Source organism: Microlunatus sp. YIM B11417 (genome assembly GCF_059617205.1).
On record NZ_JCAMPJ010000001.1, the window covers coordinates 361,030 to 387,650 of the forward strand.

General features: G+C 71.2%; 27 protein-coding genes and 1 riboswitch. Of the genes, 11 read left to right on the forward strand and 16 right to left on the reverse strand.

The genetic code is table 11. The annotated features are described in order from the left end of the window. Positions 1 to 2: 2 nt before the first annotated feature. A complete protein-coding gene (locus AC6CCG_RS01765) occupies positions 3 to 446 on the forward strand; it encodes a hypothetical protein (protein ID WP_496652722.1) in 444 nt (147 codons plus the stop codon). Then, positions 430 to 846, forward strand: a complete 417-nt coding sequence (locus AC6CCG_RS01770) for a hypothetical protein (RefSeq protein ID WP_496652723.1) — start codon at positions 430 to 432, stop codon at positions 844 to 846. Before AC6CCG_RS01765 ends, AC6CCG_RS01770 begins: the two co-directional genes overlap by 17 nt. 134 nt (positions 847 to 980) lie before the next feature. Here AC6CCG_RS01770 and AC6CCG_RS01775 read toward each other — a convergent pair whose 3' ends face one another. From AC6CCG_RS01775 to AC6CCG_RS01790, 4 genes are read right to left on the reverse strand one after another with little or no spacing between them, the layout of a single operon-like run. Continuing rightward, the gene (locus AC6CCG_RS01775) at positions 981 to 1,634 is read right to left on the reverse strand and encodes a hypothetical protein (RefSeq protein WP_496652725.1); all 654 of its coding nucleotides are present in this window, start codon (positions 1,632 to 1,634) and stop codon (positions 981 to 983) included. An 8-nt stretch (positions 1,635 to 1,642) separates the two neighbouring features. Continuing rightward, positions 1,643 to 2,512 (reverse strand): transglutaminase family protein, encoded by an 870-nt coding sequence (locus AC6CCG_RS01780; protein WP_496652726.1) that lies wholly within the window; start codon positions 2,510 to 2,512, stop codon positions 1,643 to 1,645. Next, positions 2,509 to 3,498, reverse strand: a complete 990-nt coding sequence (locus AC6CCG_RS01785; protein WP_496652727.1) for an alpha-E domain-containing protein — start codon at positions 3,496 to 3,498, stop codon at positions 2,509 to 2,511. Before AC6CCG_RS01785 ends, AC6CCG_RS01780 begins: the two co-directional genes overlap by 4 nt. A 2-nt stretch (positions 3,499 to 3,500) precedes the next feature. Further along, positions 3,501 to 5,063, reverse strand: coding sequence for a circularly permuted type 2 ATP-grasp protein (locus tag AC6CCG_RS01790; RefSeq protein WP_496652728.1), 1,563 nt, complete (start codon positions 5,061 to 5,063; stop codon positions 3,501 to 3,503). 92 nt (positions 5,064 to 5,155) lie between these two features. On the opposite strand from AC6CCG_RS01790, the gene AC6CCG_RS01795 reads away from it, so the two are divergent. Then, positions 5,156 to 6,121 (forward strand): ribose-phosphate diphosphokinase, encoded by a 966-nt coding sequence (locus tag AC6CCG_RS01795; RefSeq protein ID WP_496652729.1) that lies wholly within the window; start codon positions 5,156 to 5,158, stop codon positions 6,119 to 6,121. Here AC6CCG_RS01795 and AC6CCG_RS01800 read toward each other — a convergent pair. From AC6CCG_RS01800 to AC6CCG_RS01810, 3 genes are read right to left on the reverse strand one after another with little or no spacing between them, the layout of a single operon-like run. Next, positions 6,109 to 7,659 (reverse strand): AMP-binding protein, encoded by a 1,551-nt coding sequence (locus tag AC6CCG_RS01800; protein WP_496652730.1) that lies wholly within the window; start codon positions 7,657 to 7,659, stop codon positions 6,109 to 6,111. The two genes, AC6CCG_RS01795 and AC6CCG_RS01800, sit on opposite strands and share 13 nt — an antisense overlap. Positions 7,660 to 7,680: 21 nt before the next feature. Further along, on the reverse strand, positions 7,681 to 8,805 hold the full coding sequence (locus AC6CCG_RS01805) for a DUF5938 domain-containing protein (RefSeq protein ID WP_496652731.1): 1,125 nt from the start codon (positions 8,803 to 8,805) through the stop codon (positions 7,681 to 7,683). 7 nt (positions 8,806 to 8,812) lie between these two features. After that, positions 8,813 to 9,622, reverse strand: coding sequence for an SDR family NAD(P)-dependent oxidoreductase (locus AC6CCG_RS01810; RefSeq protein ID WP_496652733.1), 810 nt, complete (start codon positions 9,620 to 9,622; stop codon positions 8,813 to 8,815). Positions 9,623 to 9,798: 176 nt separating this feature from the next. Between AC6CCG_RS01810 and AC6CCG_RS01815 the strand changes: the two genes are divergently transcribed. Next, a complete protein-coding gene (locus AC6CCG_RS01815) occupies positions 9,799 to 10,434 on the forward strand; it encodes a TetR/AcrR family transcriptional regulator (RefSeq protein ID WP_496652734.1) in 636 nt (211 codons plus the stop codon). 12 nt (positions 10,435 to 10,446) lie between these two features. Here the strand turns inward: AC6CCG_RS01815 and AC6CCG_RS01820 are convergent, their stop codons facing one another. After that, positions 10,447 to 11,031: a hypothetical protein gene (locus AC6CCG_RS01820; protein ID WP_496652735.1), complete on the reverse strand. Its 585-nt coding sequence runs from the start codon at positions 11,029 to 11,031 to the stop codon at positions 10,447 to 10,449. 289 nt (positions 11,032 to 11,320) lie between these two features. On the opposite strand from AC6CCG_RS01820, the gene AC6CCG_RS01825 reads away from it, so the two are divergent. Together AC6CCG_RS01825 and ispF are read left to right on the forward strand one after the other, a co-directional pair. Continuing rightward, complete coding sequence (locus tag AC6CCG_RS01825; protein ID WP_179754700.1) at positions 11,321 to 11,806, forward strand: CarD family transcriptional regulator; 486 nt, start codon at positions 11,321 to 11,323, stop codon at positions 11,804 to 11,806. A 45-nt stretch (positions 11,807 to 11,851) separates the two neighbouring features. Continuing rightward, complete coding sequence (gene ispF / locus AC6CCG_RS01830; RefSeq protein ID WP_496652736.1) at positions 11,852 to 12,325, forward strand: 2-C-methyl-D-erythritol 2,4-cyclodiphosphate synthase; 474 nt, start codon at positions 11,852 to 11,854, stop codon at positions 12,323 to 12,325. On the opposite strand, the gene AC6CCG_RS01835 is transcribed toward ispF, so the two are convergent. From AC6CCG_RS01835 to AC6CCG_RS01845, 3 genes are all read right to left on the reverse strand, one after another. Beyond that, a complete protein-coding gene (locus tag AC6CCG_RS01835) occupies positions 12,313 to 12,648 on the reverse strand; it encodes a hypothetical protein (protein WP_496652737.1) in 336 nt (111 codons plus the stop codon). The two genes, ispF and AC6CCG_RS01835, sit on opposite strands and share 13 nt — an antisense overlap. Continuing rightward, on the reverse strand, positions 12,629 to 13,210 hold the full coding sequence (locus AC6CCG_RS01840; protein ID WP_496652738.1) for a hypothetical protein: 582 nt from the start codon (positions 13,208 to 13,210) through the stop codon (positions 12,629 to 12,631). The genes AC6CCG_RS01835 and AC6CCG_RS01840 overlap by 20 nt, the downstream gene beginning before the upstream one ends. A gap of 179 nt (positions 13,211 to 13,389) precedes the next feature. After that, positions 13,390 to 14,448 carry a neutral zinc metallopeptidase gene (locus tag AC6CCG_RS01845; protein ID WP_496652739.1) on the reverse strand — a complete coding sequence of 353 codons (1,059 nt, stop codon included), beginning with the start codon at positions 14,446 to 14,448 and terminating at the stop codon, positions 13,390 to 13,392. Positions 14,449 to 14,569: 121 nt separating this feature from the next. Here AC6CCG_RS01845 and AC6CCG_RS01850 point away from each other — a divergent pair, with 121 nt between their 5' ends. Further along, a complete protein-coding gene (locus tag AC6CCG_RS01850; protein WP_496652740.1) occupies positions 14,570 to 16,288 on the forward strand; it encodes a DUF2207 domain-containing protein in 1,719 nt (572 codons plus the stop codon). Between the two features lie 6 nt (positions 16,289 to 16,294). On the opposite strand, the gene AC6CCG_RS01855 is transcribed toward AC6CCG_RS01850, so the two are convergent. After that, positions 16,295 to 17,524 (reverse strand): FAD-dependent oxidoreductase, encoded by a 1,230-nt coding sequence (locus tag AC6CCG_RS01855; RefSeq protein WP_496652742.1) that lies wholly within the window; start codon positions 17,522 to 17,524, stop codon positions 16,295 to 16,297. Between the two features lie 84 nt (positions 17,525 to 17,608). Between AC6CCG_RS01855 and AC6CCG_RS01860 the strand changes: the two genes are divergently transcribed. Continuing rightward, the gene (locus tag AC6CCG_RS01860) at positions 17,609 to 18,208 is read left to right on the forward strand and encodes a TetR/AcrR family transcriptional regulator (RefSeq protein ID WP_496652743.1); all 600 of its coding nucleotides are present in this window, start codon (positions 17,609 to 17,611) and stop codon (positions 18,206 to 18,208) included. Positions 18,209 to 18,673: 465 nt separating this feature from the next. On the opposite strand, the gene AC6CCG_RS01865 is transcribed toward AC6CCG_RS01860, so the two are convergent. After that, the gene (locus tag AC6CCG_RS01865) at positions 18,674 to 19,801 is read right to left on the reverse strand and encodes a 5-aminoimidazole-4-carboxamide ribonucleotide transformylase (RefSeq protein WP_496652744.1); all 1,128 of its coding nucleotides are present in this window, start codon (positions 19,799 to 19,801) and stop codon (positions 18,674 to 18,676) included. A 21-nt stretch (positions 19,802 to 19,822) separates the two neighbouring features. Beyond that, positions 19,823 to 19,900: riboswitch (ZMP/ZTP riboswitch) on the reverse strand. Positions 19,901 to 19,920: 20 nt separating this feature from the next. Continuing rightward, positions 19,921 to 21,057 carry an FAD-dependent monooxygenase gene (locus tag AC6CCG_RS01870; RefSeq protein ID WP_496652745.1) on the reverse strand — a complete coding sequence of 379 codons (1,137 nt, stop codon included), beginning with the start codon at positions 21,055 to 21,057 and terminating at the stop codon, positions 19,921 to 19,923. A 126-nt stretch (positions 21,058 to 21,183) separates the two neighbouring features. Here AC6CCG_RS01870 and AC6CCG_RS01875 point away from each other — a divergent pair, with 126 nt between their 5' ends. Continuing rightward, positions 21,184 to 22,098, forward strand: a complete 915-nt coding sequence (locus AC6CCG_RS01875; RefSeq protein WP_496652746.1) for a GntR family transcriptional regulator — start codon at positions 21,184 to 21,186, stop codon at positions 22,096 to 22,098. Between the two features lie 21 nt (positions 22,099 to 22,119). On the opposite strand, the gene AC6CCG_RS01880 is transcribed toward AC6CCG_RS01875, so the two are convergent. Further along, the gene (locus AC6CCG_RS01880) at positions 22,120 to 23,214 is read right to left on the reverse strand and encodes a winged helix DNA-binding domain-containing protein (RefSeq protein ID WP_496652747.1); all 1,095 of its coding nucleotides are present in this window, start codon (positions 23,212 to 23,214) and stop codon (positions 22,120 to 22,122) included. Positions 23,215 to 23,334: 120 nt separating this feature from the next. Between AC6CCG_RS01880 and AC6CCG_RS01885 the strand changes: the two genes are divergently transcribed. Together AC6CCG_RS01885 and AC6CCG_RS01890 are read left to right on the forward strand one after the other, a co-directional pair. Next, entirely contained in the window at positions 23,335 to 23,775 is a 441-nt protein-coding gene (locus AC6CCG_RS01885) for a YciI family protein (RefSeq protein WP_496652748.1), read from the forward strand. Positions 23,776 to 23,777: 2 nt separating this feature from the next. Next, positions 23,778 to 25,010 carry an RNA polymerase sigma factor gene (locus AC6CCG_RS01890; protein ID WP_496652749.1) on the forward strand — a complete coding sequence of 411 codons (1,233 nt, stop codon included), beginning with the start codon at positions 23,778 to 23,780 and terminating at the stop codon, positions 25,008 to 25,010. Here the strand turns inward: AC6CCG_RS01890 and AC6CCG_RS01895 are convergent. Next, positions 24,982 to 26,604: an ABC transporter permease family protein gene (locus tag AC6CCG_RS01895; RefSeq protein ID WP_496652750.1), complete on the reverse strand. Its 1,623-nt coding sequence runs from the start codon at positions 26,602 to 26,604 to the stop codon at positions 24,982 to 24,984. The two genes, AC6CCG_RS01890 and AC6CCG_RS01895, sit on opposite strands and share 29 nt — an antisense overlap. Between the last annotated feature and the right edge of the window lie 17 nt (positions 26,605 to 26,621).

The following is a 26,621-nucleotide window of genomic DNA, read 5'->3' on the forward strand; positions in this document are numbered from 1 at the left end:
CCGTGTCTCCACTGCGGGAAGACACGATCGGCCTGGCCCGATCGCAGGTGCCGGGAGCGGCCGCTCTGCTGGCCGCCGGCATCGGCGTGCTCTGCTACCACCTCGGCTCGGACCGGCTGGACTTCGCGGCCCACTACGTGGCCGGGCTCGGCGGCACGATGCTGCTGCTGTCGCTGGTGACGTTCCTGCCGCCGGCACTGCCGCGGTCCTGGGCCGCCCTGGCCGTCACCGCGCTGTCCTGTGGCATCGGTGTCGGCGGAGAGGCGTTGATCTTCGTCGAGGGCGGCTTCGACCTGGTCGACGTCTCGAACCAGAGTCTCGGCGCGGTGACCGCGGGACTGATCTTCGTCAGCTGGCCGGTCGACGGCGCGGTGGCCCTGGCGGTCTGGGTCCTGCTCGCGCTGGCCTTCCTGGGTGGAGGAGCCTGGCTTGTCGGGTTCTGGTAAGCCGGTGGTCCTGACGATGATCATGATCGCGGTGCTGTTCTGGGCGGCCGGGATCATGATCACGCTGTCCCGGACGATCATTCCGTACGGGATCGAGTCGGAGACCGTGATCACCGTCCGGGTCAGGCAGGAACACCAGCCCGGCCGGGACGACCTGACCCAGATCCTGACCGACCGGCGCACCCTGCGGGTCGACCCGAACGCCGCCGCCTGCGTCAAGGCCGGCGACCGGGTGACCAAGGCGGCCTGGTCCATGATCGTCACCGGCCCGGACGGAAGGCCCTGCACCCTGGGCTGGCCGCGTCAGCTGCGCACGGTCGTCCTGGTCCCGCTGCTCGTTGCCGCCGGCGCCGGCGGCCTGCTCCTGCTGGCCCGCCGCCTGCTCCGCCGCGGCCCGTGAGTACGGATGCGCTCACTTCAGCCCCAAGAGCCCCACTTCCCCACAACTGTTGTCGCTTGACCCGAGATGTATCTGTGGTGAAGCGACGGTTTTTCACGGGACGTGAAAAACCGGCCGCTCCCGTGCTCGACCGGTCAAGGACCGGCGAGACCGCGGTCGATCACGGCGCGGAGGCCGGACCAGTCGGGCCGGTAGCCGGGGTCGAGCTCGCTGCGCCAGCGGGCGTAGAGGTCGACGGTGCGCTCGACCACGTTGGGGCGCGGGGTGATCGCGAGGTCGTCCAGGCGGAGCCCGGCGATCTCGTCGGCCAGGGCGTCCCGTTCGGAGCCGTACCGGTGGATCGTGGTTCCTTGATCGCGGTCGCGGAGCAGCATCGCCTGGACGAGGCAGTGCCGGGCCAGGTCGAGGGTCAGGTGCAGACCGATCAGCCGGTCGCCGCGGCCGAGCTTCGCCGCCGCCTGCGCGGCCAAGGCGCGCACGTGGTTGTCCGCGGCCCGCTCGGGCAGCGACACCCGGCCGCCGGTGATCACCAGATCAACTCGGCGGCCGTCGATGATCACCGCCCGGAGGATCTGCCGGGTCGCCGTTACCTCCGCAGTGACCGACCAGACCTCCAGTCCGGCCAGGAGCTCGACGGGTTCGGCGGACCGGGGCAGGTCGACGTGCAGATCGAGATCACTCCAACCGTCCAACTGTCCCGGGTGCAACACGGATCCCGCCGGATCGCATCGTGCGCCGGCGGGCAGGTTCATGATCAACGCATGGGCCAGGTCGGTCTGCCAGGGCATCGCGATGATCAGAAGAGGCGGGCGATCTGGACCGTGACCTCGAGGGTGCTGCCGGCGCTGCCGGAGTAGAGGCCCTTGAACGGCGTGACGTCGCCGTACTCGCGGCCGTGGCCGACGATCACGTGCCGTTCGCCGGCCGGGATCGCGTTGGTCGGGTCGAAGGCGGTCCAGGCGCCGTCCCACCACTCCACCCAGGCGTGACTCTGGCCGGTCACGGTCTCGCCGACCTCGGCGTCGGCCTTCGGGTGCAGATAGCCGGAGACGTACCGGGCCGGGATGCCGGCCAGCCGGAGCAGCATGATCGTCAGGTGCGCGATGTCCTGGCAGACGCCCTTGCGTTCGGACCAGACGTCGCTGATCCGGGAGTGCACCCCGGTCGCGCCGGGCACGTAGTCGATCTTGTCGTGGACGAACTCGCTGGCCGCTCGGGCCGCGGCACCGGGCGTTTCGCCTCGGACCACCTCGACGGCCAGTTCGCGGAGCTCGTCGTCCGGCTCGGTCCGGCTCGTCTGGATCAGCCACTCGGCGAACTCGTCTCTGATCTTGGGCTCCTGGAGCCCCGCCCAGCCCGCCGTGTCGGCCGTGCCGGAGCCGTCGGTCCGGGTGTCGACCAGGCTGGAGGCGACCACCCGCAGCTCCCGGTGCGCGACGCTGGTGTCGAACGCGTGCACGATGGTGCCCCAGTAGTCCCGATAGCGGTACGAGGTGGAGGCCGGCCGCACCTCGATCCGGTTGTCGGCCGCGGTCTGATGATCATTGCTGACCGGCGTCATCCGTACTTCGTTGTAGGACGCGGACACCTCGGCGTCGTAGCTGAAGATCGTCTCGTGCCGGATCCGGTAGCGCCGGGCGAGCATCCGGTCGGTCTTGTTGATCATGCTTCCCCCTGGGCCCAGGCCATCGCGTGCGACGCCTCGAAGAACGTCCGGCTGACCGCCTCGCTGACCTCCGAGCAGGTCCGCTCCAGGTCGACCAGCACCGTGGTCAGATCGCCCAGCAGGTCCTCCGGGCTGCGGAACTCCAACTGGGTCCGAGCCCGGCCCAGCCGGCGCCGGGCGAGGTCGGGCACCCCGGCCCGGGCCCGGCCAGGGGTGAGCTCGTTGAGGCAGGCCTCGGCCGCGGACAACGCGAAGAACACCGACCGCGGGAACAGCCGGTCCAGCAGCAGGAACTCCACCGCGGCCGCCTCGTCCAGGTCGCCCCGGTAGGTGCGCAGGAACGCCTCGTAGGCGCCGCAGGACCGCAGCAGGGCCGACCAGGACGGCCGGCCGCGGCCCGGCGCGCCGGGCACCGCCCGGGTCAGCAACAGCCGGGCCGTCATGTCGGCTCGCTCCAGGCTGCGGCCGAGGGTGAGGAACCGCCAGGCGGTGTCCCGGCTGATCGCCAGGTCGACCACCCCGGCCAGCGTCGCGGTCTGCTCGCGGATCCAGGTGAAGTAGACGTGCGGGCCGAGCCGTTCGGCCATCCGGCGCGCCTCCGGCAGCCCGAGCCAGGTGCTGTTCAGCGCCGACCAGAACTCCGACGACAGGATCTCCCGGGCGCCGCGGGCGTTCTCCCGGGCGGCCATCAGGGAGCCCCGGATCGCGGTCGGCTCGGCGCTGTAGGCGAGCCGGTCCAGCACCACCGTCGTACTCACCGCGACGTCGTCCGGCGGCCGGATCCCCATGATCGACAACAGCGACCGGCAGGCGGTGTCCTCCTCGACCCAGGGGTCCTCCAGGACCAGCTGCAGGTGGACGTCGAGGATCCGGGCCGTCGCATCGGCGCGTTCGAGGTTGCGGCCGATCCAGAAGACCGATTCCGCGATCCGGCGGAGCAGTCCGCCCCGGTTCGGGTCCATGGAGACTCCCAACGTCGTCGTCATGATCACTGCTGCTGCTGGGACGCGGCGGACTCCAGGGCCGGGCCAGGATCCTGCGGCCGGCTCGGCTCGGCCGGCGGCGGTTCCTCCGGTACGCCGAGCGGACCGCCCGGCCCGCCGGAGTCGGTCGGCTGATCGCGCGCCGCCAGCACCCAGGTGTCCTTCGAGCCGCCGCCCCGGCTGGAGTTCACCACCAGCGCGCCGTCGCCGAGCGCCACCCGGGTCAGCCCGCCCGGCAGCACCCAGACCTGGTCGCCGTCGTTCACCGCGAACGGGCGCAGATCGACATGCCGCGGCCGGAACCCGGCGTCGACGAACGTCGGCACCGTCGACATCGGCACCACCGGCTGCGCGATCCAGGCCCGCGGGTCGGCGATGATCTTGGTCCGCAACTCGGCCAGGGTCGGCTCGTCGGCCTGCGGACCGATCACCAGGCCCTTCCCGCCGGAGCCGTCGACCGGCTTCAGCACGAGTTGATCAAGACGGCCCAGTACGTCGTCGAGGACGTCCGGATCGCCCAGCCGGTAGGTGTCCACGTTCGGCAGCAGCGGCTCCTCGGAGAGGTAGTAGCGGACCAGGTCCGGCACGTAGGTGTAGATCAACTTGTCGTCCGCGACGCCGTTGCCGAGCGCGTTCGCGATCACCACGTGACCGGCCCGGGCCGCGTTGACCAGCCCCGGGCAGCCGAGCATCGAGTCCGGGCGGAACTGCACCGGGTCGATGAACTCGTCGTCGATCCGGCGGTAGATCACGTGCACCGGCCGGTCGCCGGACGTGGTCGGCATGAAGACCCGGTTGCCGGCGCAGATCAGGTCCCGTCCCTCGACCAGCTCGACGCCCATCAGCCGGGCCAGCAGTGCGTGCTCGAAGTAGGCGGCGTTGTGCACGCCGGGCGTCAGGACGACCACCGTCGGGTCGGCCACCCCGGCCGGTGCCGCGGCGCGCAGCGCGGCCAGCAGTTGGTTGGCGTACCCGGCGACGGGGCGGACCCGGGAGGTGCCGAACGCCTCCGGCAGCACCTGGGTCAGCGCGTGCCGGTTCTCGATCACGTAGCTGACCCCGGACGGCACCCGGACGTTGTCCTCGAGCACCCGGAACCGGCCGTCGACGTCGCGGACCAGGTCGATCCCGGACACCTGGATCCGGACCCCGTTCGGCGGCTCGATGCCGTACGTCTCGCGGTGGAAGTGCCGCGACGTGACGACGACCTCGCGCGGCACCACGCCGTCCTTGATCGCGTTGCCGGGTCCGTACACGTCGGCCAGGAAGGCCTCCAGGGCACGGACCCGCTGCTGCACGCCGCGGTCGATCAGGTCCCACTCCTCGGCGTCCAGCACCCGCGGCACGATGTCGACCGGGAACGGCCGCTCCTGCCCGTCGTAGGCGAAGGTGACGCCCTGCTTCATGAAGGTCCGGGCCAGGGCGTCGACCCGCGGCCGCAGTTCCTCGGTGCCGAGCGGCCGCAACGCATTGAGTACGGGCTCGTACGAGTGCCTTGTCTCATCGGACGCGGCGAACGCCTCGTCCCAACTCACACCCGTCGGGTAGCCGTCGAAGAGGTCCGCCATGACCGGACTCTAAACCCGATTCGTTACGCGGGGATTGCGGAGCCGGAGACCGGCGTTTCGCTCCGGACGCGGGCAGCGGATACGGTGGTGCCGTGACTGGCGACATCACCGTCTTCTCCGGTTCCGCCCACCCCGCGTTCGCCAAGGAGATGTGCCAGATCCTCGGCATCCCGCTCTCCCCGTCGCGGACCACCCGGTTCAGCAACGACTGTCTGCAGGTGCAGTTGCGGGCGAACTGCCGGCAGCGGGACGTCTACCTGGTCCAGCCGCTGGTCGAGCCGGTCCAGGAGCACCTGATGGAGCTGCTGCTCATGCTGGACGCCGCCCGCGGCGCCTCGGCGGCCCAGATCACCGCGATCATCCCGCACTACAGCTATGCCCGGTCGGACAAGAAGGACGCACCGCGGATCTCGATCGGCGGCCGGCTGGTCGCCGACATGCTGGCCACCGCCGGCGCCGGCCGGGTGCTCACGATGGCGCTGCACGCGCCCCAGGTGCACGGCTTCTTCTCCGTACCCGTCGATCATCTGAGCGCGACCGCCGAGCTGGCCGAGCACTTCACCGGCCGCGACCTGACCGAGTCGATCGTCGTCTCGCCGGACCTCGGCAACGCGAAGGTGGCCACCGACTTCGCCCGGAAGCTCGGGCTCGAGGTGATCGCCGGCTCGAAGAAGCGGATCGCCGACGACAAGGTGATCATCGAACGGATCGTCGGCGACCTGCACGGCCGGAAGCACGCGATCGTGCTGGACGACGAGATCGCCACCGCCGGGTCGATCGTCGAGCTGCTGGCGATGCTGCGGGCCGAGGGCATCGAACGGTTCTCGCTGGCCTGTACGCACGGCCTGTTCACGGGCCCGGCCATCGACCGGCTGCGGGCCGAGGCCGACGTCGAGGAGATCCTGATCACCAACACGGTGCCGCTGCCGGCGGAGAAGCGGCTGCCGCAGATGGTGACCCGCTCGGTCGCGCCGTTGTTCGCCGAGGCGGTCAACCGGATCCACTGCGGGGAGTCGGTCAGCAGCCTGTTCAGCGACGAGGTCACCTACGGGGCCTGATCCCCGCCCCGGTCCAGCAGCCGGCTCCGGATCTCCTTCTTCAGCACCTTGCCGACCGCCGATCGGGGAAGGTCGGCCCAGATCTCGATCTGCTTCGGCGCCTTCACCCCGCCGAGCCGTTCCCGGGCGTAGAACCGGGCCGCCTCCGGGTCGAGCGTCACGCCCGGGTACGGCTGCAGGACCGCGGTCACCCGTTCGCCCCACTTCTCGTCCGGCAGGCCGACGACGGCGCAGTCCTGGATGCTCGGATGGGCCAGCAGCACCTGCTCGACCTCGGCCGAGTAGACGTTGAAGCCGCCGGTGATGATCATGTCCTTGGCCCGGTCGACCAGGAACAGGTAGCCGTCGGTGTCCAGGTAGCCGATGTCGCCGGTGTGGTGCCAGCCGTAGCGGCTCGCCTCGGCCGTCGCCGCCGGGTCCTGGTAGTAGCCGGCCATCACCAGCGAGCCGCGGACCACCACCTCGCCCCGCTCGCCGGTCCCCAGCAGGGTGCCGTCCTCGGCCATGATCGCGACCTGGGTGAGTGGCGTCGGCCGGCCCGCGGAGGAGAACCGTTCCAGGGCGAGGCTGCCGTCCGGGTGCAGGTGCTCGGCCGGCGCCAGCGTGGAGATCATCATCGGCGCCTCGGTCTGCCCGAACAACTGACCGAGAACCGGCCCGAGCTTCCCGATCGCCTCCGCCAGCCGGCTGGCGGACATCGGCGCGGCGCCGTACCAGAGGCATTGCAGGGAGGAGAGATCGGCGGCCGGCAGCTCCGGATGATCAAGGAGCATGTAGATGATCGTCGGCGGCAGGAAGGCGTGCGTGATCCGGTGCCGGCCGACCAGGTCGAGGAACCGGCCGAGGTCCGGCTTCGGCATGATCACGATCCGGCCGCCGAGCGCCAGGACCGGGAAACAGAGCACTCCGGCGGCATGGGTCAGCGGCGCGAAGGCCAGATAGCGCGGACGGTCATGGAACGGGTAGCTGATCAAGGTCAGCGCCGTCATCGTCTCCAGGTTCCGGCCGGTCAGCTGAACGCCCTTCGGCCGGCCGGTGGTACCGCCGGTGCCGACCAGCATCGCGAGCTCGTCGACCGGGTCCGGCTCGAACGGCTCGTCGTCGACCCCGCCCAGCCAGGCGTCCAGGGACACCGCGCCGGCCGGCTCGCCGTCGAGGCAGACGACGGTGTGCAGCCTCGGCAGCTCGCCGATGATCTTGGTCACCAGCGGCGCGAACGACTCCTGGAAGATCAGGCAGCTGCAGTCGAACAGGTCGAGCAGGCCCCGGTTCTCGGCGGCCTCGCTGCGCGGATTGACCGGGCACCAGACCGCGCCCGCCCGGGCGATGCCGAAGACGCAGCCGAACGCGACCGGGTCGTTCGCGGAGAGGACGGCGACCTTGTCGCCCGGTCGTACCCCGGACCGGTCGAGGGCCCGGGCCACCCGCCAGGACAGTCGCCGTACGTCGTCGTAGCTGAGCGTGGTCTCGTCCATGATCAGGCAGGGCGCGTCGCCGCCGAGCGACGCGCCCTTGTCCAGATAGTCCGTCAGGCGCACGATCGTCCCCGTCCGTCGGGACTACGTCACCGTCAGGACCGGATCCTGGACCAGACCGAAGGTGCGCAGCACGCCGAGCAGCTCCCGATGCCCGAAGGCCTGGCAGCCCGACGCGAAGCCGACCCGGTCCGGGGATCCCTGCAGCAGCGCGTACGCGGCGTACGCCTGCAGCAGCCCGGTCTGTTTGTAGTTGTTCACCCCGTGGATCACACAGTGCGCCCGGCCCATCGGCCCGGACGCGTGCACGGAGTCGAGCGAGGTGTTCACCCGGGTGTTCTCCCGGGGCGGCATCTCGCTGCGGACCGCCGCGGCGGTCTGGTTCAGCACCTGCTGGGTCTCGTCCGGCCCCAGGCCGGCGGTCTGCTGGACGGTCACCTTGACGATCTGCGGCACGCCCTGCATCAGCTGCCGGTCGAACACGCCGCCGAGCACCCTGACGTTGGCCACCCGCGGATCGCGCTTGAACCAGACCGGGTGCGAGGTGCCGCCCCAGGGGAGCGCCAGCCCGACCTCGTGGTGGCCGGGGACGACGACCTGATGCAGTTCGCCGTCCGCCGGCCACTCGACGTAGGCGTTCTGCTCCAGGTAGTACGCCTTCGCCAGCGTCGCGTTGGCCAGGATGGTCAACGTCGACGCCACGGTGGGGAAGCCCTTCCAGAACACGAGGATGTCGAGGGTGTCCAGGCCCGGCTGCTCGAGGCACAGCTGGGCCGCGATCTCGCCGGTCGTGTACATCTGGGCCAGGCCGGGGGAGAACAGCAGGCCGCGTTCGGCCATCCGCTCCCCGTACTCGGCCTCGCCGGCGATCAGCCAGTCCTGCTCGCCGGTGGTGTCCAGGTAGTGGCAGCCGGTGGCCAGGCAGGCCTCGACCACCGGCCGGCCGAGCCCGGCGAACGGGCCGACCGTGTTGCAGACCACCCGGGCGCCCTGGAACAGCTCGCTCAGCGGCCCGGTCTCGTGGGCCACCTCGACCACCTCGTGCTCGACGGTGTCCAGGCCCGGGATCCGGTCCAGCGCGTCCTGGATCCGCTTCTTGTCCCGGCCGGCCGCGATGAACGGCACCCCGTACTCGCGGAGGTATTCGGCCACCAGCCGGCCGGTGTAGCCGGACGCGCCGTACACGACGACGGGGGGCTTCTCGGTCATCGCCGCCTCACATCCCCATGCCGCCGTCGACCGGCAGCCCGGCCCCGGTGATGAAGCGGGCCGAGTCCGAGACCAGGAAGACCACCGCGTCGGCCATGTCGGTGACCTCGCCGAGCCGGCCCTCCGGGGTCAGCGAGACGACCGCGCCGACCGCCTCCTCGACGCTCGGGAACAGCCCCAGCCGCGCCACGTCCTGGGCCAGCTGGTTGCCCATCTCGGTCGGCACCAGGCCGGGATAGATGGTGTTCACCCGGACCCCGTAGCCGAGCTTGCCGGACTCCATCGCGGCCACCCGGGTCAGCCGGTCGACGCCGGACTTGGTGGCCGAGTAGACGGCGATGCCGGGGAACGCGATGGTCGCAGCAACGGACGCGATGTTGACCACCGCGCCCCCGGTACCGGCCGGTCCGCCCGGCCGCATGGCTCGGAACGCGTGTTTGAGGCCCAGCGCGGTTCCGAGAAGATTCACGTCGAGCATCCGGCGGACGCTCTCGGCATCGAGGTCGACCACCAGGCTGGTGATCTCGACGCCGGCGTTGTTGATCATGATGTCGAGCCCGCCGAGCTGCTCGATCGTCTGCCGGACGGCCTCCTCCCAGCTGGCGTCGTCGGTGACGTCGAGCCGGACGAAGCCGACCTTGCCGCCCTCTCCGGCCGCGTTGAGCTCGTCCGCCGTGGCGCGGCCGAGGTCCTCCTGGACGTCGCCGATCACCAGGTCGGCACCGGCCTCCCGCAGCGCTCTCGCCATGCCGGCGCCGAGGCCACGGGCCCCGCCCGTCACCAGCGCCTTCCGGCTGGTCAGATCGTAGGAACCCATGAACATCTCCTCCTCGAGATGACGGTTGGCGTGGGCTCAGCGTAATTCTCCCTTGACAGTTGTCAAGGAAAACCTGGACAACTGTCAAGATCTCGTCGATGGGATGCCCGCCCGCGGGGTTAGACTCACGACAGCCCCCTGGGACGGGGGAGCCTGGCTGATCGGGAGACCCCACCGTGACCGAGGTGTCGGAGCGCAATCGCGACCGCGTCTCACGCCGTCAGGTCGACAAGTTCGCGGAGCGGCGGGCGGAGCTCGCCACCGCGACCCTGCAGACCCTGGCCGAACTCGGCTATGCGCGGACCAGCCTGCGCGAGATCGCGCAGAACTCGCCCTTCTCGCACGGCGTCCTGCACTACTACTTCAGCGACAAGGTCGACCTGATCACGCAGGCCGTCCGGCAGTACGAGGAGGTCTGCGTCACCCGCTACGACGAGCTGGTGGCCGCCGCGACCGCCGCCGACGGGCTGGAACGCGACTTCGCGGCGGCGATGGCCGCGACGCTGAGCGGCGAGGCCCCGATGCACCGGCTCTGGTACGACCTGCGCAACCAGAGCCTGTTCGAGGACTCGTTCCGGGCCGACGTGATCGACATCGATGCGCGCCGGGAGGCGATGATCTGGCGCGTTGTCAGCAAGTACGGCGAGCTGGCCGGCACTGAGCCGGTGCTGCCGCCGGCGGCCGCGTACGCGGTGCTGGACGGGTTGTTCCAGCAGGCTCTGCTGCGGCATCTCGCCGGCGATGCCGAGGCGAGCGGGGCCCTGCGGGAGGCCGCCGTCGACGCGCTGCGGATGCTGGTCCCGCGCGGCTGACCGCGACTCCGGTCAGTTGGTCGCCGTCGGCGAGGGCGAGGGCGAGGCGGACGGCGACGGGGAGATCGTCGCGAACTGCGGATCCTCGGCGGACACCACCGGGACGCGGACGGTCACCTCACCGGCGGTCGCGAACGTGAGTGTCAGTTCGGCCTCCAGCCCGGCGCGCAGGTCGCTGCCGGTGACCTCGATCAGCCGCTCGCTGGTCAGCACCGTGAGCGTGCCGGGGTTGAGGGTGACCGGACCGGGGAGGGTCGCGGTGAGCGGCGTGCCGGCCGAGCCGTCGGCGAGGTAGGCGCGCCCGGTGATCCGCTGCAGGATGTCGCTCTTGGTCGCGATGAGGCTGGCCGAGACGAAGCCCTTGCCGGGCTCCTTGCTGACGATCAGCAGGTTGCGGACGCCCACCGGCTCGCTCCGGCTGCCGACGTTGGCGTTGATCCCCTCGGCCGGCGTGTACGGCTGGTTGGTCTGCACGTCGAAGCCGCAGCCGGCGGCCAGGGTCAGCGTCGCGGCAAGGATCGCCGCTGCTCCGGCCCGGGCGAGACGGCGGGGACGGGTCGCGGAGGGAAGCGACGCGAAGGGCACCGACGAGGGCACGATTCACTCCTGGCAGGTCAACGGAACGGTCGGCTGAAGCCTAGCGGTCGATCACGCCGAGGTCTCGACGGGCATCCTTCTTGGGCGGTACGATCCTCATCCGCGGTCGGCGGGGCCGCTTTGCAGAACCGGCCTGGAGGTGTCGACAAGCGGTGACGGGACGCACAGTTCAAGTCCTTTGTCAAGCTGTGGACAGCGCTCGTTATTGGCCTCTGGCTAGCGAAAACATCTCCCGGGGAGGCCCCGTCTCCGTGGTAAACTTGAGCCTGCGAAAGGGGTACAAAACAACATGACCTTTACAGTCGGCGAAACGGTGGTTTACCCCAATCATGGGGCCGCTGTCATCGAGGACATCGAAACCCGCCAAATCAAGGGCGAAGACAAGCTCTATCTGGTTCTGCGCATCGTCGGACAAAACGATCTGGTTGTGCGGGTTCCGGCCTGCAACCTCGACCTCGTCGGCGTGCGGGACGTCGTCGACGCCGACGGACTCGAACGGGTGTTCAACGTCCTGCGGGCCCCACACACCGAGGAGCCGACCAACTGGTCGCGGCGTTACAAGGCCAACCTCGAGAAGCTGCACTCCGGCAACGTCATGAAGGTCGCCGAGGTCGTTCGCGACCTGTGGCGTCGCGAGCGTGAGCGCGGCCTCTCCGCCGGCGAGAAGCGGATGCTCGCCAAGGCTCGCCAGATCCTGGTCTCCGAACTCGCTCTGGCCGAGCGGGTCGAGGAGGACAAGGCGGAGATCCTGCTGGACGAGGTCCTCGCGTCCTGATCCAGCCGTAGTCATCGACACATCCATCGCCCGTCTCCACTCGAGATGAACGTACGCACCGGCATTGGTGTCGACGTCCACCGTCTCGAGCGGGGGCGGGCGATGGCGCTTGCCGGGCTGATCTTCCCCGATGAGCCGGCCGGCCTGCACGGCCACTCGGACGGCGACGTCGCCGCCCATGCCGCCTGCGACGCGCTGCTCGGCGCGGCCGGCCTGGGCGATCTCGGCTCCAACTTCGGCACCGACCGCCCCGAGTGGAGCGGGGCCGACGGTGTCGCGTTCCTGACCGAGACCGCCCGCCTGGTCCGCGCCGCCGGCTACGAGATCGGCAACGTCGCCATCCAGGTGATCGGCAACCGCCCCAAGATCGGCCCGCGCCGCGCCGAGGCCGAGCAGGTGCTCGGATCCGCTGTGGGCGCCCCCGTCTCCGTCTCCGGTACGACCGCCGACGGCCTGGGCCTCACCGGTCGCGGCGAGGGCATCGCCGCCGTCGCCACCGCCCTGATCTACGTCCCCTGATCGGAAAACCGCCACCGCAGCCCGATCGTGCCCGGCCCGAAGCCGCTGCGCGCCAGATGCAGGGAGGTCACCGGCCGGGCGTCGCCGTGCTCCACCGGCTGACTGCTTTCCCGGCCGCCGGTGGTCGAGAACTCCTCGTGCCAGACCGGTGTCTTGTCCGGATGGAATCTGATCCAGAGCAGGAACTCCCGGACCGGGCGGACCAGCCGCATCACGTACTCGTTCTCGCCCGAGGTCCCGGTCGACACGTCGACCGCGATCTCCACCGGCGCCGTCTCCCCGGTGGCGATCGGTTCGGCCAGCTCAAGGGCTGCGCCGAACACCTGCTGGTTCGGGTGGACGTGGGTGCGTACGACAGCGCAGCCCATCAAGGCGGTGATGACCGGCAGCCGGGCCTTCGGCGTGGGAGCGACCAGCAGGATAGGGAAACGTGGTGACGACGCCCGAGGTCGCCTGCAGCAGGCGGCGTTCGTTCAGCCGGCGCTGGTGGCCGTGCTCGTCGACCTCGATCACGACGTGGATGTTCAACGACCGCACGTTCGACAGGTTGCCGGCGCCGAGTTGATCAAGAACCTCTCGGGCCGCCGAGGGACTCCGGCCACCGGGCGTCGGGGACACCGGGAGGGCGAAGGGCCCGGCCCGCCGCGCCGGCCCGAGCAACGCGGTGAGGGCACCGGGTTCAAGTCCCAACAGTTCCTCGAGGTCGCTCACCGCGGCATACGAAGCTGCGCCTTCGGGGCGGCGGGTCCCCGACTGCCAGTAGCTCAGGGTCGAGGTCGAGACCGTGTTGCCGCGGGCGGTCAGCCGTTCGCGCAGCCACGTCAGCGTGACGCCCCGGGCACCGATGGCCCGCCGCAACTCGTCGGCGAAGGCGTCTCGACGCATGGCCCTCCCGCGGCTCGATCTCCTTACCTCACAGCAAAACATCCACACCGAGGGGCACGGTGTGTCAACACGCGCTCCCTACGCTTCTTCGAAGGACGCGGAGTGGTCCTTGGCACTTCGGGGGAAGCCACGGGCCACTCTCGTCGCTGGTGCCGGAGCAGCGCACGCGGCGCCGCGGGTCAGCGGACGAGCTTCTCGTCGGCGGTGTAGGTGTTGCAGGTGCCGACCTGGCTGCTGCCGAGGCCCTGATTCGCCCAGTAGAGGCGGGACTGGGCCAGGCCGTGGTTGCCGACGACGTTCTTCTTGCCGGTCAGGGTGTCGTCGCCGATGGCCTTGTAGGTGTCCTCGATGCCCTCGAGATCATCCTGCTGGATGTCGAGCGAGCGGGACACGGAGCGGAGGAACATGGAGGACAGGCAGTCGGCCTGGACCTCGATCCGCCGGCTCATCAGCAGTTCCTGCTGCTCGTCCTTGGATTCGGCGCCGAGCGCCTTGGCCGAGATCAGGATGTTGGTCCGGGCCTGGATGGCGTGACCGAACTCGTGCGCGATGATGATGTAGGCGACCCACTCGTTCTCCTTCACCGCGGGCAGCGCCCGGACCAGCTGGTTGGAGAAGTAGACCTGCTGGTCGGCGCCGCAGTAGGCCGCGTTGACCGGGATCTCGCCGCACTTGGTCTTGATCTTCTCGCCGTACACGGTGACGGACGGGCGGACGATCTCCCAGCCACCACCGGTGACCGGCGGCTCCCAGACCCGGACCAGGCAGGCCATGAGTTCGTTGAGGTGCTTCTCCAGTTCGGCATCGCCGGCCGTGGTGACGTCGATCGGGCCTTCGTCGCAGCGGACCGGGATCGGCACGTCCTGGTCGTAGAACGGGTTGTTCTCGATCGCGTCCTTGGCCTCCTCCACCGTCTGCGGCTGGGGCAGGTCCGGCGGATTGAGATCGGGGTCGGGAACCTGGTAGCTCTCGTTCTGGTACGCGGCCTGGGCCGGGTTGGCGATCAGCGTGACGACCAGGCCGATCGAGGCGATCACCGCGAGCACGATCATGGCGCCGAGCAGCTTGGCGACCGGGCTGCTCTTGCGGCGCGCGGCAGGGGCCTGCGGCTGCCCGTACGGCGTGAAGCCGTTCGGTGCCCCGAATCCGGGCCGGGCCGAGGACTGCGGACCGGGCCAGGACTGCTGTCCGAGCGGTCGTTGTCCGGGCGACGGGGCTCCCCACTGCGGTTGCGTCACGGCGGCCACGATAGTCGGAGCGGGCGCCCGGCGCGACGACCCGGCCTGGTCGGGACGGAAATCGGGGCGCGCCGCCGGGTCCACGTCGCCAGGAACCTCGTTTGATGGGAGGCTGTACGGCGTGTTGAGATCACCGCGCGCCGGGCGCCTGGTTCGGCTGACCGTGTTTCCGCTGCTGCTGGCGGCTCTGGCCGTGGCCCTGCTGGCCGGCCCGATGGCCCAGCCGGCCCGCGCCGAGGGCACCGCGTCGTCGATGGACGTCCAGGCCGATCTCGGTCTCGACGGCGTCCTGGAGGTGCGGCAGAAGATCGTCTTCAGCGGTTCGGTGCCGGCTCAGGTCACCCAGCGGTTCGCGCTGCGGCAGCCGCTGAAACAGGACAGCGACCGCGAGCGGGTGCTGCAGGTCGGCGGTTTCAAGGCCTTGGCCGGCGGGGCCGACGTCGCGGTCGCCGAGGATCGGGACGGCAAGGCCGTCACGGTCACGCTGCCGACCAACGGGGCGACCGAGCTCGAGCTCACGTATCAGGTCACCGGCGCGGTGATCGCGGCCGACTACGGCAGCAGCGCGCTGGACGTACGGCTGCTGCAGGGGCTGAGCCTGCAGGTCAACGAGTTCACCGCGACGGTGGCGATCCCGGCCCAGTTGGCCAACATCGACTGCACCGCCGGCCCGCCCGGGTCCGAGGTGAGCTGTGACTTCGCCGCCGGTGGCACCCACGACAACCCCAACCCGACCTTCCGGGACGGGCCGCGCGGCGAGAACGAAGAGGTCGCGATCCGGGTCGACTTCGCGCCGGGCGCGATCGTGCCGAACGAGCACATCGAGACTCGGTGGACCCCGGGCCGCGCGTTCACGGCCGGTCCGCTGCAGCTCGGCATCGCGCTGGCGCTGCTGGTCCTCGGCGGGATCGCACTGTTCGCGCTGCACCGGCTGGCCGGCGCCGACGCCCGGCCCGGCGGCCAGGTGGCCAAGGTGGGCGAGTTCGCGCCGGTCGGCGAGGGCGAGTCCGAGTTCCGCGTCGTCGGTGACATCCGGCCCGGCCAGGTCGGCACCGTGGTCGACGAGCGGGTCGACCCGATCGACGTGACGGCCAGCCTGATCGATCTCGCGGTCCGGGGTCACCTGTTGATCACCGAGCTGCCGCGGGAGTCGGAGTTCGCCCGTACGGACTGGGTGCTGACCCGGCCCACGACCGCCGACGCCGGCACCCTGCACCCGTTCGAGGTGGAACTGCTGGACGGCCTGGCCGCGCCCGGCGGGCAGGTCAAGGTGTCCGAGTTGGGCGACAAGGTCCGCGCCTCGATCGACAAGGTCCAGGACAAGCTGTACGACCAGGTGGTCAGCAACGGCTGGTACGAGCGCCGGCCGGACTCGACCCGGAACCGGTGGACCCAGCTGGCCCTGGCCGGCTTGATCGTCGCCGTCGTCGCGACCGGCCTGCTGGCCGCGTTCACCACCTTCGGCCTGGTCGGCCTGGCGCTGGTGATCCTCGGCCTCGGCCTGGTCTTCGTGGCCCAGGAGATGCCGGCCCGGACCGGCAAGGGCGCGGCCGTCCAGGCCGGGCTGATGGCGCTCCGGTCGGATCTGCTGAGCCAGCCGACCGACCAGATGCCGCCCGGCCAGGAGCTGCGCGAGCTGTCCGAGGTGCTGCCGTACGCGGTCGTGCTGGGCGGGGCCGAGCGGTGGCTGGACGCGATCGTCGCGACCGACGCCGACGAGGATCCCGACTCCACCGACCTGTCCTGGTATCACGGCCCGGACAACTGGCACCTGCGCGACCTGCCCGACTCGCTGCGCAACTTCATCGGCACCGTCGCTGGGAACCTGTTCGCCCGCTGATCATGATCATGATCGGCGGACGTGCTCCGGCCGGACGCCGAGGCCGATCACCCGGCTGAGCACCCGTCGGATCGGCGGCAGCAGCAGGCGGGGGACCGGGCTGGAGCTCAGCCCGCCCTTCAGCGCGCGCTCGACGCCGAACCGCTGCACGGCCCGTTGCAGGGTCTGGGTGATCATGGTCGGCCATGCCCGCCGGCGCTGCACCGCCGCCAGTTGATGATCATGGATGGGCGACCCCGTGCGCTGGTGGTCGAGCAGGGCCGGGGTGAGCAGGTTGGCCGCCGCCACGGCGTCCTGGACCGCCAGGTTGATCCCGACGCCACCGACCGGCGACATCGCGTGGGCGGCGTCGCCGAGGCAGAGCAGGCCGGGCCGGTGCCAGCGGCGGAGCCGGTCGATCCGTACCTCGAGCACGCTGGTCCGGTCCCAGCCGGTGACCTCGCCGACTCGGTCGGCCAGTTCCGGGACCGCGGTCCGGAAGTCCCGGTGCAGCGCCCCGATGTCGCCGCCCAGCAGGTCGGCGGCGGCGCCCTTGCCGATGATCCGGGCGACCTGCCAGTACGCGGTCCGCGGCACCACCACGTAGGCCGTGCCCTGCGCGACCCGGAGCCCGAGTGCGTTCAGCTGGTCGTCGGCGGACCGGGACACCCGGAACCACAGCACGTCGAACGCGGACCCGAAGGCGCGGCTGCGCAGGCCCGCGGCGCGGCGCAGGGTGGAGTGCCGCCCGTCGGCGGCGACGGTCAGGGCCGCGTGCACCTCGAGCGGTTCGTCCCGGTCCGTTCGCCGTACGGAGACGCCGGTGACGCGGTCGCCGGACCGGAGCAGGCCGGTGGCCTCGGCCCGGCGTAGCAGCCGGAAGTTCGGGTGGCGCTCGGCCTCCTCGGCGAGCAGATTGAGCAGGTCCCACTGCGGGACCATCGCGATGTAGGGGTACCGGGTGCGCAGGCTGCCGAAGTCGGCCAGGGTCAGCGGCCGGCCGTCGATCATGGTCTCGGCCCGCTCCACCCGCTGGTACGGCAGCCCGGCGAACCGCTCGGCCAGGCCGAGTTCGTCGAGCACCTGCTGGGTCGAAGGATGGACCGTGTCGCCGCGGAAGTCGCGCAGGAAGTCGGCGTGCTTCTCCAGCACGACCACCTCGATGCCCTGCCGGGCCAGGAGCAATCCGAGCATCAGTCCGGCCGGGCCGCCGCCGGCGATGCAGACCGTGGTCCGGAGAATCTCGCCGCTCATCATCCGACTCCTTAGTAGACGGAAGCGTTCCTTATGAGTCGAGCGTAGATCGGGGTTTGAGAGAACGCAAGCGTCTACTATCGGCGCATGGTGAAGGCGGTGAACGGCGTTCCGGGCCGGGGGACTCGTCGTCGCGGCGACGAACTGGTCCGGGCGATCCACGACGCGACGCTGGCGGAGCTCTCCGGCACCGGGTACGCCCGGCTGTCGATGGAGGCGGTCGCGGCGCGGGCCGGGACCGGTAAGGCGGCGCTCTACCGGCGCTGGCCGACCAAGCAGGGCCTGGTGATCGACGCGCTGAACGCGGCCCTGCCCGACCTGAGCGGATCGCTCGAGGAGACCGGAACCCTCCGGGAATCCCTGATCACCTGCCTGCGCGGGATGCGCGACGTGCTCGCCGGCCGGACCGCCTTCCCGGACGTGTCGGTGCTGGTCGAACTGATGCGCGAACCCGAACTGGCCAAGGCCTACCGGGAAAAGTTGATCACCGTCCGGATGGCGATCATCCGCACGGTGCTCGACCGGGCCGTCGAGCGCGGCGAACTGGCGGCCGACAAGATCACACCGCTGCTGGTGCGGACCGGCCCGGCCCTGATCCTGCAGGGACTGCTGATGACCGGCAAGCCGTCGCCCGATGCGGAGGTCGCCCGGATCGTCGACGAGATCCTGCTCCCGCTCCTGACCTGACTCGCCGCGCCGGACCTGTCGAAGAGCGCCCGAAGCGCAGTGGGGCTGGTCGCGCCCGACGTGGGGGTGGGTTGGTCGTGCCGACGCGGGCTGGCTGTGCCCGACGTGCGCAGTGGGGCCGGTCGTTCCCGACGTGTGGTGGGCCTCGTGCCCGACGCGCGGTGGGCCGGTCGTGCTGGATGCGGGTGGGGTGGTCGTGCCCGACGCGCCGTGGGATCGGTCGCTCCCAACGGGTGGTGGGCCAGTCGCGGCCGGCGTGCGCTGAGCCGGTCGTGACCAACGCGCACTGAGCCTGTCGAAGTGCGGGGACGGATTCCCCTGGCCCTTCGACAAGCTCAGGGGATCGTGAGGGCGGACGGCTCAGGGGGATCGTGAGGGCGGACGGCTCAGGGGATCGAGAGGCCGGCCGGCGCAGCGCAGGTCGACAGGGTGGATGGCTCAGTGCAGCTCGAGAGGGCGGACGGCCTAGTGCAGGAAGAGCCGGCGACCGGTCCGGACCAGGGTGATGCCGTGCTCGGTGCAGGCCTGCTCGACCTCCCTCGCGGCCGTGGAGCCGCCGGGCTCGATGATCATCGTGGTGCCGATCCGGGCGGCATGATCGACATTGTCCCGGAACGGGATGGCGCCGTCATGGACCATGATCACCCCGTCCAGCGCCGCCGGCCACTCGGCGCGTTCGGCCGCCGACGGCAGCCGGTCCCCGAGGTCGGCGAGCAGGTGCCGCGCCTCGAGCGGCGTCGGATCGCCGGTGGCCAGCGCCAGTTGCAGGTTGAGCCGGTCCTGGCGCCGGGTGCCGGGCGGGCCGGTGATCGACCGGGCCGCCGGATGCCGACGGAACCACCAGGCGGTGGCCTTGCCGACCGCGAGCCGGGTGCAGTCGACTCGGGACTGCTGACCGGCGGCGATCCCGATCGCGGCGCCGTCGCGGGCCGCGACCACCGTGTTGGACGGCGTGTGCCGGGCCGTGATCATGGCCAGCAGGGCGGTGTCCCGGTCGGCAGGATCCACCTGCGGCGGCAGCAGATCGGCCGTGATGCCGTCGAGGTCGGTCTGCTGGGTGATCATCAGCCCGCCGACCTGCCGGAGTTCCTCGGCCGGCCGGATGGCGTCCGGGTCGGCTTCCATGATCAGGAACGTCCCGCGCTTCTTCCGGCGCAGCAGGTCCACCGTGCCCGGCTGGTATCCGGGGGCGACGATCCCGTCGCTGATCACGCCGCCGAGGAACCGGGCCAGCTCCAGGTCGACCGGGTCGGAGACGGCGACCAGGTCGCCGTAGCTGCTCCGCGGATCGGCGTCCCGGGCCCGCAGGTAGGCCGACAGGACCGCGGTCGGCGCGTCGGCGATCGGCCAGTTGTCCATGATCACCTCGTCCAGTGGCCCGGCTGCGGCGACGCCGGCCGGGGCGACGTGCTTGATCGACGCGGCGACCGGCCGGCCCAGCCGGTTCCGGGCCGCGGCGACGAGCTGCCAGCCGTTCGCCGCGTCCAGCAGATTGATCATGGAGGGATGGCCGTTGATCATGGTGAACGGTGGTCGGCCGATCGATTCGACGGTGGCCGGCTGATGGGGATTGAGTCCGTACCTGAGCTGCATCGGGCACTCCTGAAGAGCTGCGCGAGAAGCCCAGGCGGACGACTTCTCGACCGGTGCTTCCCGATGGTGGCCCATCCGACGCCAGTCGCGGTGACGTCAGGAAGGCTAGCAACCGCGGCTCAGTCGAGGTCGACCGCGTTCTTCACCCGGTCGACGGCGTCGGAGTTCGCCGCCTGGCGGTCCTCGCCGACCAGCGCCTGATTCGCCTCGACGAACGGCCGCAGTCGCTCCTCGTACGCCCGGAAGGCCGCCAGATGGCCGTCCGCCTCGGCCGCGTGCCGGGCGAGTTCCTGGGCCAGGACGTACGCCTGCACGATCGCGAGGCTGGTGCCCTGGCCGGTCAGCGGCGACGGGCAGGAGGCGGCGTCGCCGATCAGCGCGACCCGGCCGCGGGACCAGCCGTCCAGCCGGACCTGGGCCATCGCGCCGAACTGGAAGTCCTCCGAACCGTCGAGGGTGGATCGCATCGCGTCCGCCTGCCACGGGATCTGCGCGATCCGCTCAGCGATCAGCCTGCGGTGCTCGGGCTCGTCCCGGTGGTCGATCTCCATCGGCTCGGAGCCGAAGCCGACCGTGATCCGTACCTCGGCGTTGTCCCGGGTCGGATAGACGACGTAGGTCGCCGCCGGGTCCTGCAGCCAGACCTGCCACTGATCGAGCTCGAACAGGTTCGGCCCGCCGAAGACGGCCAGGTAGGCGCCGAGATGGTGCAGCCACTGCTCCGGCGGGCCGAACGCGAGCCGCCGGACACCGGAGTAGAGCCCGTCCGCGCCGACCACCAGGTCGAACCGGCTCGGTGCGCCGCGGGCGAACTCGACCTCGACCCCGTCCGGGCCGTCGGTCAGCGCGGTGATCCAGTCGCCGTGGATCAGTTCGGCCGGGGCGTCGTCCCTGGCCGCGTCCACCCTGGCCAGGTCGTCCGCGAGCAGTTCGGTGAGTTCGGCGCGGAGGATCTCCACGTCGTCGCCGTCCAGCCGGCCGCTGCTCAGCACGAACTCCTCCGACCGCCATTGTTCGGTGCCGGCGCCGTCCAGCCAGGACATGCCGCGGAGCGTGGTCCGCCGCTGTTCCAGCGCGGCGCGACAGCCGAGTCGGTCCATGACCTCGAGGGCGGCGCCGCGGATGTCGACCGCCTGGCCGGTCGTGCGCGGCTTGCCCGCCCGCTCCAGGACGGTGACCGCGAAGCCGTGCCGCCGCAGCGCGCCGGCGAACAGCAGGCCGGCGATGCCGCCGCCCGAGATGAGCACTGACTGCATGATGTTCTCCTCCGTCGAATACAACGTATCCATCTGTCTATACACTGTACGCACAGATACATCGCTTTGACAACTGGGAATTCTGCGTCGTACGGTCTGATCTGTACTAGAACAGATGGGAGCGAAGTGGCGGAGACCCCGTATCTGGTGATCGCGGCGGACCTGCGCCGGCGGATCGCCGAGGGTGAGCTCCGGCCGGGCCAGCGGGTCCCGTCCACCCGGCAGCTGGCCAAGGAATCCGGCGTCGCCATGGCGACCGCGGCCAAGGCCTTGACCCTGCTGCGGACCGAGGGCGTCGTGGTGACCCGGCCGCGCAGCGGGACCGTGGTCGCGCCGGCCGCGGCGGACGCCGAGACGCCGGCCGCGATGACCGGCGAACCGGCCCGGGACCGGCTGCTGCAGGCCGCGGTCACGCTCGCCGATGCCGAAGGCCTGGGCGCGGTCTCGATCCGTGCCGTCGCCGGTCGGCTCGGCGTGGCGCCGATGGCCCTGTATCGGCACATCCGGGACAAGGACGATCTGCTGGCGTCGATGAGCGAGGCCGTGTACGCGGCGTCGCCGCCGCCGGGCGAGCTGCCACCGGCCTGGCGGGATCGGGTCGAACTCGCCGTGCGCGGGATGTGGCGGTTGCACCAGCGGCATCCCTGGCTGGCCCAGGTGACGCCGCTGAGCCGGCCGCTGACCTCACCGGGCCTGCTGGCGTACTCCGACATCGTGCTCGGAGCCCTGCTCGATCACGGCCTCGAGCCGCTCGCGGCGTTCGACACCAACGTGCTGCTCTACAACTTCGTCACCGGCATCGCGGCCAACCTGGAGGCGGAGGCCCGGGCCGCCGAGGCGAGCGGCGTCTCCGATGAGGAGTGGATCGACGCGATCACGCCCGATCTCGGAGCGCTCACCGGGACCGGCCGGTTCCCGGCGTTCACGACGGTGATCACGGCGCTGCAGGGACGCCCGGGCGGCTACGACCTCGACCTGGACCGGCTGTTCGAGCTGGGGTTGCGGGCCCTCCTGGACGGCGTCGGGCGGACTGCTCCCTGAGCCTGTCGAAGGGGCAGCCGCTCAGGAAAGGTAGCTGACCCGGCCGGCCGTCCCGCCGCCGAGGAACGCGGCCAGCGCCTCGGCCTCGGCGGTCATGGCGGCCCGTTCGGGCTTCGACAGAGGACCGAACGTCTCGATCTCGACCGTGACACCGGAGTCGGCGTCGCCGGTGCTCGTCCAGGTGCCGGCGACCCGGCCGTCCAGCAACACGAACCGAGCCCCGGCGACGCTGTGGTGCTTGTGCTCGTCGTCGATCATCCGGGACCGGTCGGCGAAACCGAGGACGACGTTGTCGAAGGCGGGCAGGAACCGCGGCGGCGCGGGTGCGTCGGCGGGGACCAGCTCGGCGTCGGCGAGATCCAGCAGCTCTCGCCCGGCCTCGTCGCGGTAGCTGCGCAGCCGCGGCCGGAGCCGTTTGATCACCGCCGGCAGCCCGGCCAGGCCACACCAGGCGCGGACGTCGGAACTGGTCGCCGGGCCGTACGCCGCGAGATAGCGCAGGACGAGCCCGTCCAGGACGTCGTCCGCCGGTACGGGCGCCGCGTCGCCGAGCCAGCCGGACAGGGTCAGGTTGCGGGCCGCGGCCCGCTGCCCCCAGACGCCGCGCGGCGGCACCTGGACCAGCGGCACCACCACGCCGATCATGTCGCTCAGGGCGGGGATGGGCACGTCCGGCCACTCGGCGGTGACGGCGCGCGCCACCTCCGAGGTCGTCCGGGGCTCGTCGAACCGCGGCGTGGCGACCTCGGCGAGCCGGTCCAGGTCGAGGCCGCCGAGCTCCCGGGCCCTCGCCGAGGCCGTACGTTGCACGATCATCGCGTGGTGCACCGGCCGGAATCGCTGCGCATCGGACGCCGTGTGCAGGTGCAGCGTCCGCCGCATCATGACGGTCCGGACCGCCTCGCGCCGCTCCAACAGCCCGACCAGTTCCGCGGGCGCGAAGCCGGCGAGCCTCGACCACAGGCCCACGTACGGCTCCAGCGGCTCCTGGGCCTGCAGGCCGACCAGCCTCTCGATCATCGTCGCGGCGGACTCGTCGGCGCGGTCCAGCAGGGCCTGGCGAGCGAGCGTGGTGCGGTTCAGCGTGGCTCGGGACACGGTCGTCGGTGCGGTCACATCAGGCATCCTGCCGGGCTCCGCCGACATATCGCTGAGAGGATGTCGAAATGTCGTCGCCGGCCCCGTTCCCGGGGTGACGGTGCCGCCGGGCACCGCGCAACCGCAGAGGAGAACGTCGTGACCAAGTACCTGCTGATCGTGAACTTCGAGGGCGGCGCCGTGCAGGAGCCGATGGAGGAGTGGAAGCCCGAGGAGATCACCGCCCACCTCGACTACTACCGCCGGCTGAACGACGTGCTGACCGCCAGCGGCGAACTGGTCCGCCACGAACTGCTGACCGGGCCGGACGTGGCCAAGGTGGTCACCTCCGACGGCACGACGCCGGTCGTCACCGACGGGCCGTTCACGGAGTTCAAGGAGTGGGTGGCCGGCTTCCAGGTCATCGACGTCGAGACGGAGCAGCGCGCGATCGAGATCGCCGCCCTGGTCTCGGCGGTACCGGGGCCGGGCGGCAAGCCGACCCAGCAGCCGATCCAGCTCCGCCGGGTGATGGAGCAGGGCCCGGCGAACGCCGACGAGATGGTCGACTACCTGGCCACGGCGGACGGCCAGTCCTGACCGTGCCCGAGGCCCAGCCCGCGATCGAGGACCTGCTGCGCACCCTCGCGCCGCAGGTCCTCGGCGCGCTCATCCGGCGGTACGGGGACTTCGACGGTGCCGAGGACGCGGTGCAGGAGGCCATGATCACCGCGCTGGAGCGGTGGCCGCGCGACGGCGTGCCCGAGCATCCGCGTGGCTGGTTGATCACCGCCGCGAGCCACCGGCTGATCGACCGGTGGCGCAGCGAACTGGCCCGCCGGGAACGGGAGGAACAGGATCAGCGGCGGGCCGTCGACGACGCCGAGGTGGCCGACACCGACGACACGCTCACGCTGTTGTTCCTCTGCTGCCATCCCGCGCTGACCCCGGCGTCGGCCATCGCGCTGACCCTGCGGGCCGTCGGCGGCCTGACCACCGACGAGATCGCCCATGCCTTCCTGGTCCCGTCGGCGACGATGGGGCAGCGGATCTCGCGGGCCAAGTCCAAGATCAAGAACGCCGGCGGCCGGTTTGCCCCGCCGGCGCCGGAGGAGCGACCGGCCCGGCTGACCGCCGTGCTCCGCGTGCTCTACCTGATCTTCACGGAGGGCCACACCGCGACCGCCGGCGACAAGCTGCACCGGGTCGACCTGAGCGACGAGGCGATCCGGCTGACCCGCTTGCTGCGTGGACTGCTGCCGGAGGACGGCGAGGTGGCCGGACTGCTCGCCCTGCTGCTCCTGGTCGACGCGCGCCGCGCCGCCCGCACCGGCCCGGACGGCCTGCCCGTCCCGCTGGCCGAGCAGGATCGCAGGCGCTGGGACCGGAGGTTGATCACGGAGGGCCGGCTGCTGCTCGACGAGGTGTTCGGCCGCCGACCGATCGGCGAGTACCAGCTGCAGGCCGCCATCGCCTCGCTCCATGATCACGCTCCGACGGCGGAGGCCACCGACTGGCCGCACATCGTCGCCCTGTACGGAGTCCTGGAGCGGATCACCGGCAGCCCGGTGGTGACCCTGAACCGGGCCGTCGCCGTGGGCCAGGTGGACGGGCCGCAGGCCGGGCTGGCCGTGGTCGCCGAGGTGGCCGAGGAGCTGGCCGGGCAGCAACGCCTGTACGCCGTCCGGGCCCACCTGCTGGAGCAGGCCGGTGACCTGGAAGCGGCCCGGACCGCCTACCGCGAGGCCGCCCGGCTCGCCACCGCAGAACCTGAGCGGCGCTTCCTGGTGCTGCGCGCGGCCCGGCTCAACGAGGCTGGTCCGCGGGAGGGGTGACCACACCCGGGTCCGAGAGCGGGGCCGGGCCGGCGGCTCGGCGGTCGGGGCCGGTGGCCAGCCGCAGCCGGTCCAGGCACAGCGCCTGGATCGCGACCGAGGCGAGGCCGAGCACGATGATCAGCGGTAGCGGCGTGCTCAGGGCCTGCGGTAGATCTCCGGCGCCCGCGAACTGGCGCTGGTTGCGCGCCATCGCGAGCAGCACCGGCCCGGTCATCGAGTCCGGCCCGGTGCCGCTGACGTAGCCGATGATCAGGTCCTGGGCCTGGATCACCCAGAGCAGCACGAATGTGGTCAGCGTGCCGCCCAGCACCGGTGCGAGCGCCGCACCGGCCGGCGCCCCGCTGTCCCGGAGCCGGCGTACGCCGGCGAACAGCAGGGTGAAGCCGACCACGGCCGGGATGTTGATCATGGCCTGCGGGAACAGCCCCGGGAACGTGTTGAGCAGGCCGAGGGTGCGCAGGAAGTCGAAGTGCTGCAGGGCCAGCAGGCCCGGGCCGACCAGCAACCACGGAGCGAAGAGCAACAGCACCCATTCGCTGGCCCGGCCGAGCGGCCGCAGTGCACCCAGCCCGATCCCGGCGGCCAGCGCGACAACGAGCTGGATCAGGGCGCCGAGGAACGACGGCAGCCAGGTGTTGATCACGGCCCCGGCCGGGAAGTCGGGTGGCACCGGACGCGCGCTACCGGCCAGCCAGGGCGCGATCAGCACGACCGTGATCACCAGGAACAGTGCCGCGACGCCCAGCCCGGCCCAGCCGAGGCCCGAGCCGCGGTCCGGCGTGCCGGGCGGGTCGAGCTCCACCCGGAGGCGCGTCAGCAGGATGATCAGCACCGCGAGCAGCCCGAACAGCCCGGTGAACAGGCCGGCCACGACCATCACCGCGGCACCGCCGCCGAACTGCATCTGCACGAAGCCGAGCACGAAGCCCATGATCAGCGGGGTCTCGGTGCTGTGGCTCGGGCCGCCCGCCGTGAGGACGTACGGGACCGCGAACAGCTGCATCGCCAGCCCGAGACCGACCGCCAGCGTCAGCGCCGCCGTGGCCAGCCAGGTGGCCGGGCCGGAGGCCGACCGCCAAGCGGCGAGCGAGACCAGGGCCGCCGCGGCGCCGGCCGTCGCGAGCACCGAGACCGTGACGATCCCGGTGATGGCGAGCCCAGCCGTGTCCGGGTCGGCGAAGGCCCGGCTGTCGAACGTGAGCGCGACGCCGACCGGCGCGTAACAGACGAGCAGCAGACCGAGCATTCCGCGGGTGATCATCCGCACCGGCCTGGTGCCGCGGGCCGCCAGCGGGCCGACGCCCAGGCCGACCACGACCGCGATCAGGATCGCCGGCCCGGCGAAGATCAACACCCGGGGCAGGGTCGCCGCGATCTCCGGCAGCAGCCGCTCGTAGAACTCCGGTCCGACGAACTGGTCGGCACGCGTCCCGATCGGGTTGACCTGCTGCAGGCTCATGATCAACGTCCGGATCGACGGCAGCACCAACTGGACCAGCCACAAGATCAACGCGGGGATGATCAAGATCGCCCCGATCACCCGCTGGGTAGGCGTGATCGTGCTGCGCACTGCGGTCGACGTCGGATTCATGACGCCTGACCCTAGCC

Bases quoted from the DNA above. Each gene is read 5' to 3' on its own strand.
- AC6CCG_RS01810 (WP_496652733.1), bottom strand. From the start codon at position 9,622: ATGGGTTCCTACGATCTGACCAGCCGGAAGGCGCTGGTGACGGGCGGG.
- AC6CCG_RS01840 (WP_496652738.1), bottom strand. From the start codon at position 13,210: ATGCGTCGAGACGCCTTCGCCGACGAGTTGCGGCGGGCCATCGGTGCC.
- AC6CCG_RS01870 (WP_496652745.1), bottom strand. From the start codon at position 21,057: ATGCAGTCAGTGCTCATCTCGGGCGGCGGCATCGCCGGCCTGCTGTTC.
- AC6CCG_RS01790 (WP_496652728.1), bottom strand. From the start codon at position 5,063: ATGGCGGACCTCTTCGACGGCTACCCGACGGGTGTGAGTTGGGACGAG.
- AC6CCG_RS01895 (WP_496652750.1), bottom strand. From the start codon at position 26,604: ATGAATCCGACGTCGACCGCAGTGCGCAGCACGATCACGCCTACCCAG.
- AC6CCG_RS01865 (WP_496652744.1), bottom strand. From the start codon at position 19,801: ATGCAGCTCAGGTACGGACTCAATCCCCATCAGCCGGCCACCGTCGAA.
- AC6CCG_RS01825 (WP_179754700.1), top strand. From the start codon at position 11,321: ATGACCTTTACAGTCGGCGAAACGGTGGTTTACCCCAATCATGGGGCC.
- AC6CCG_RS01785 (WP_496652727.1), bottom strand. From the start codon at position 3,498: ATGACGACGACGTTGGGAGTCTCCATGGACCCGAACCGGGGCGGACTG.
- AC6CCG_RS01805 (WP_496652731.1), bottom strand. From the start codon at position 8,805: ATGACCGAGAAGCCCCCCGTCGTCGTGTACGGCGCGTCCGGCTACACC.
- ispF (WP_496652736.1), top strand. From the start codon at position 11,852: ATGAACGTACGCACCGGCATTGGTGTCGACGTCCACCGTCTCGAGCGG.
- AC6CCG_RS01860 (WP_496652743.1), top strand. From the start codon at position 17,609: ATGGTGAAGGCGGTGAACGGCGTTCCGGGCCGGGGGACTCGTCGTCGC.
- AC6CCG_RS01775 (WP_496652725.1), bottom strand. From the start codon at position 1,634: ATGCCCTGGCAGACCGACCTGGCCCATGCGTTGATCATGAACCTGCCC.
- AC6CCG_RS01780 (WP_496652726.1), bottom strand. From the start codon at position 2,512: ATGATCAACAAGACCGACCGGATGCTCGCCCGGCGCTACCGGATCCGG.
- AC6CCG_RS01855 (WP_496652742.1), bottom strand. From the start codon at position 17,524: ATGATGAGCGGCGAGATTCTCCGGACCACGGTCTGCATCGCCGGCGGC.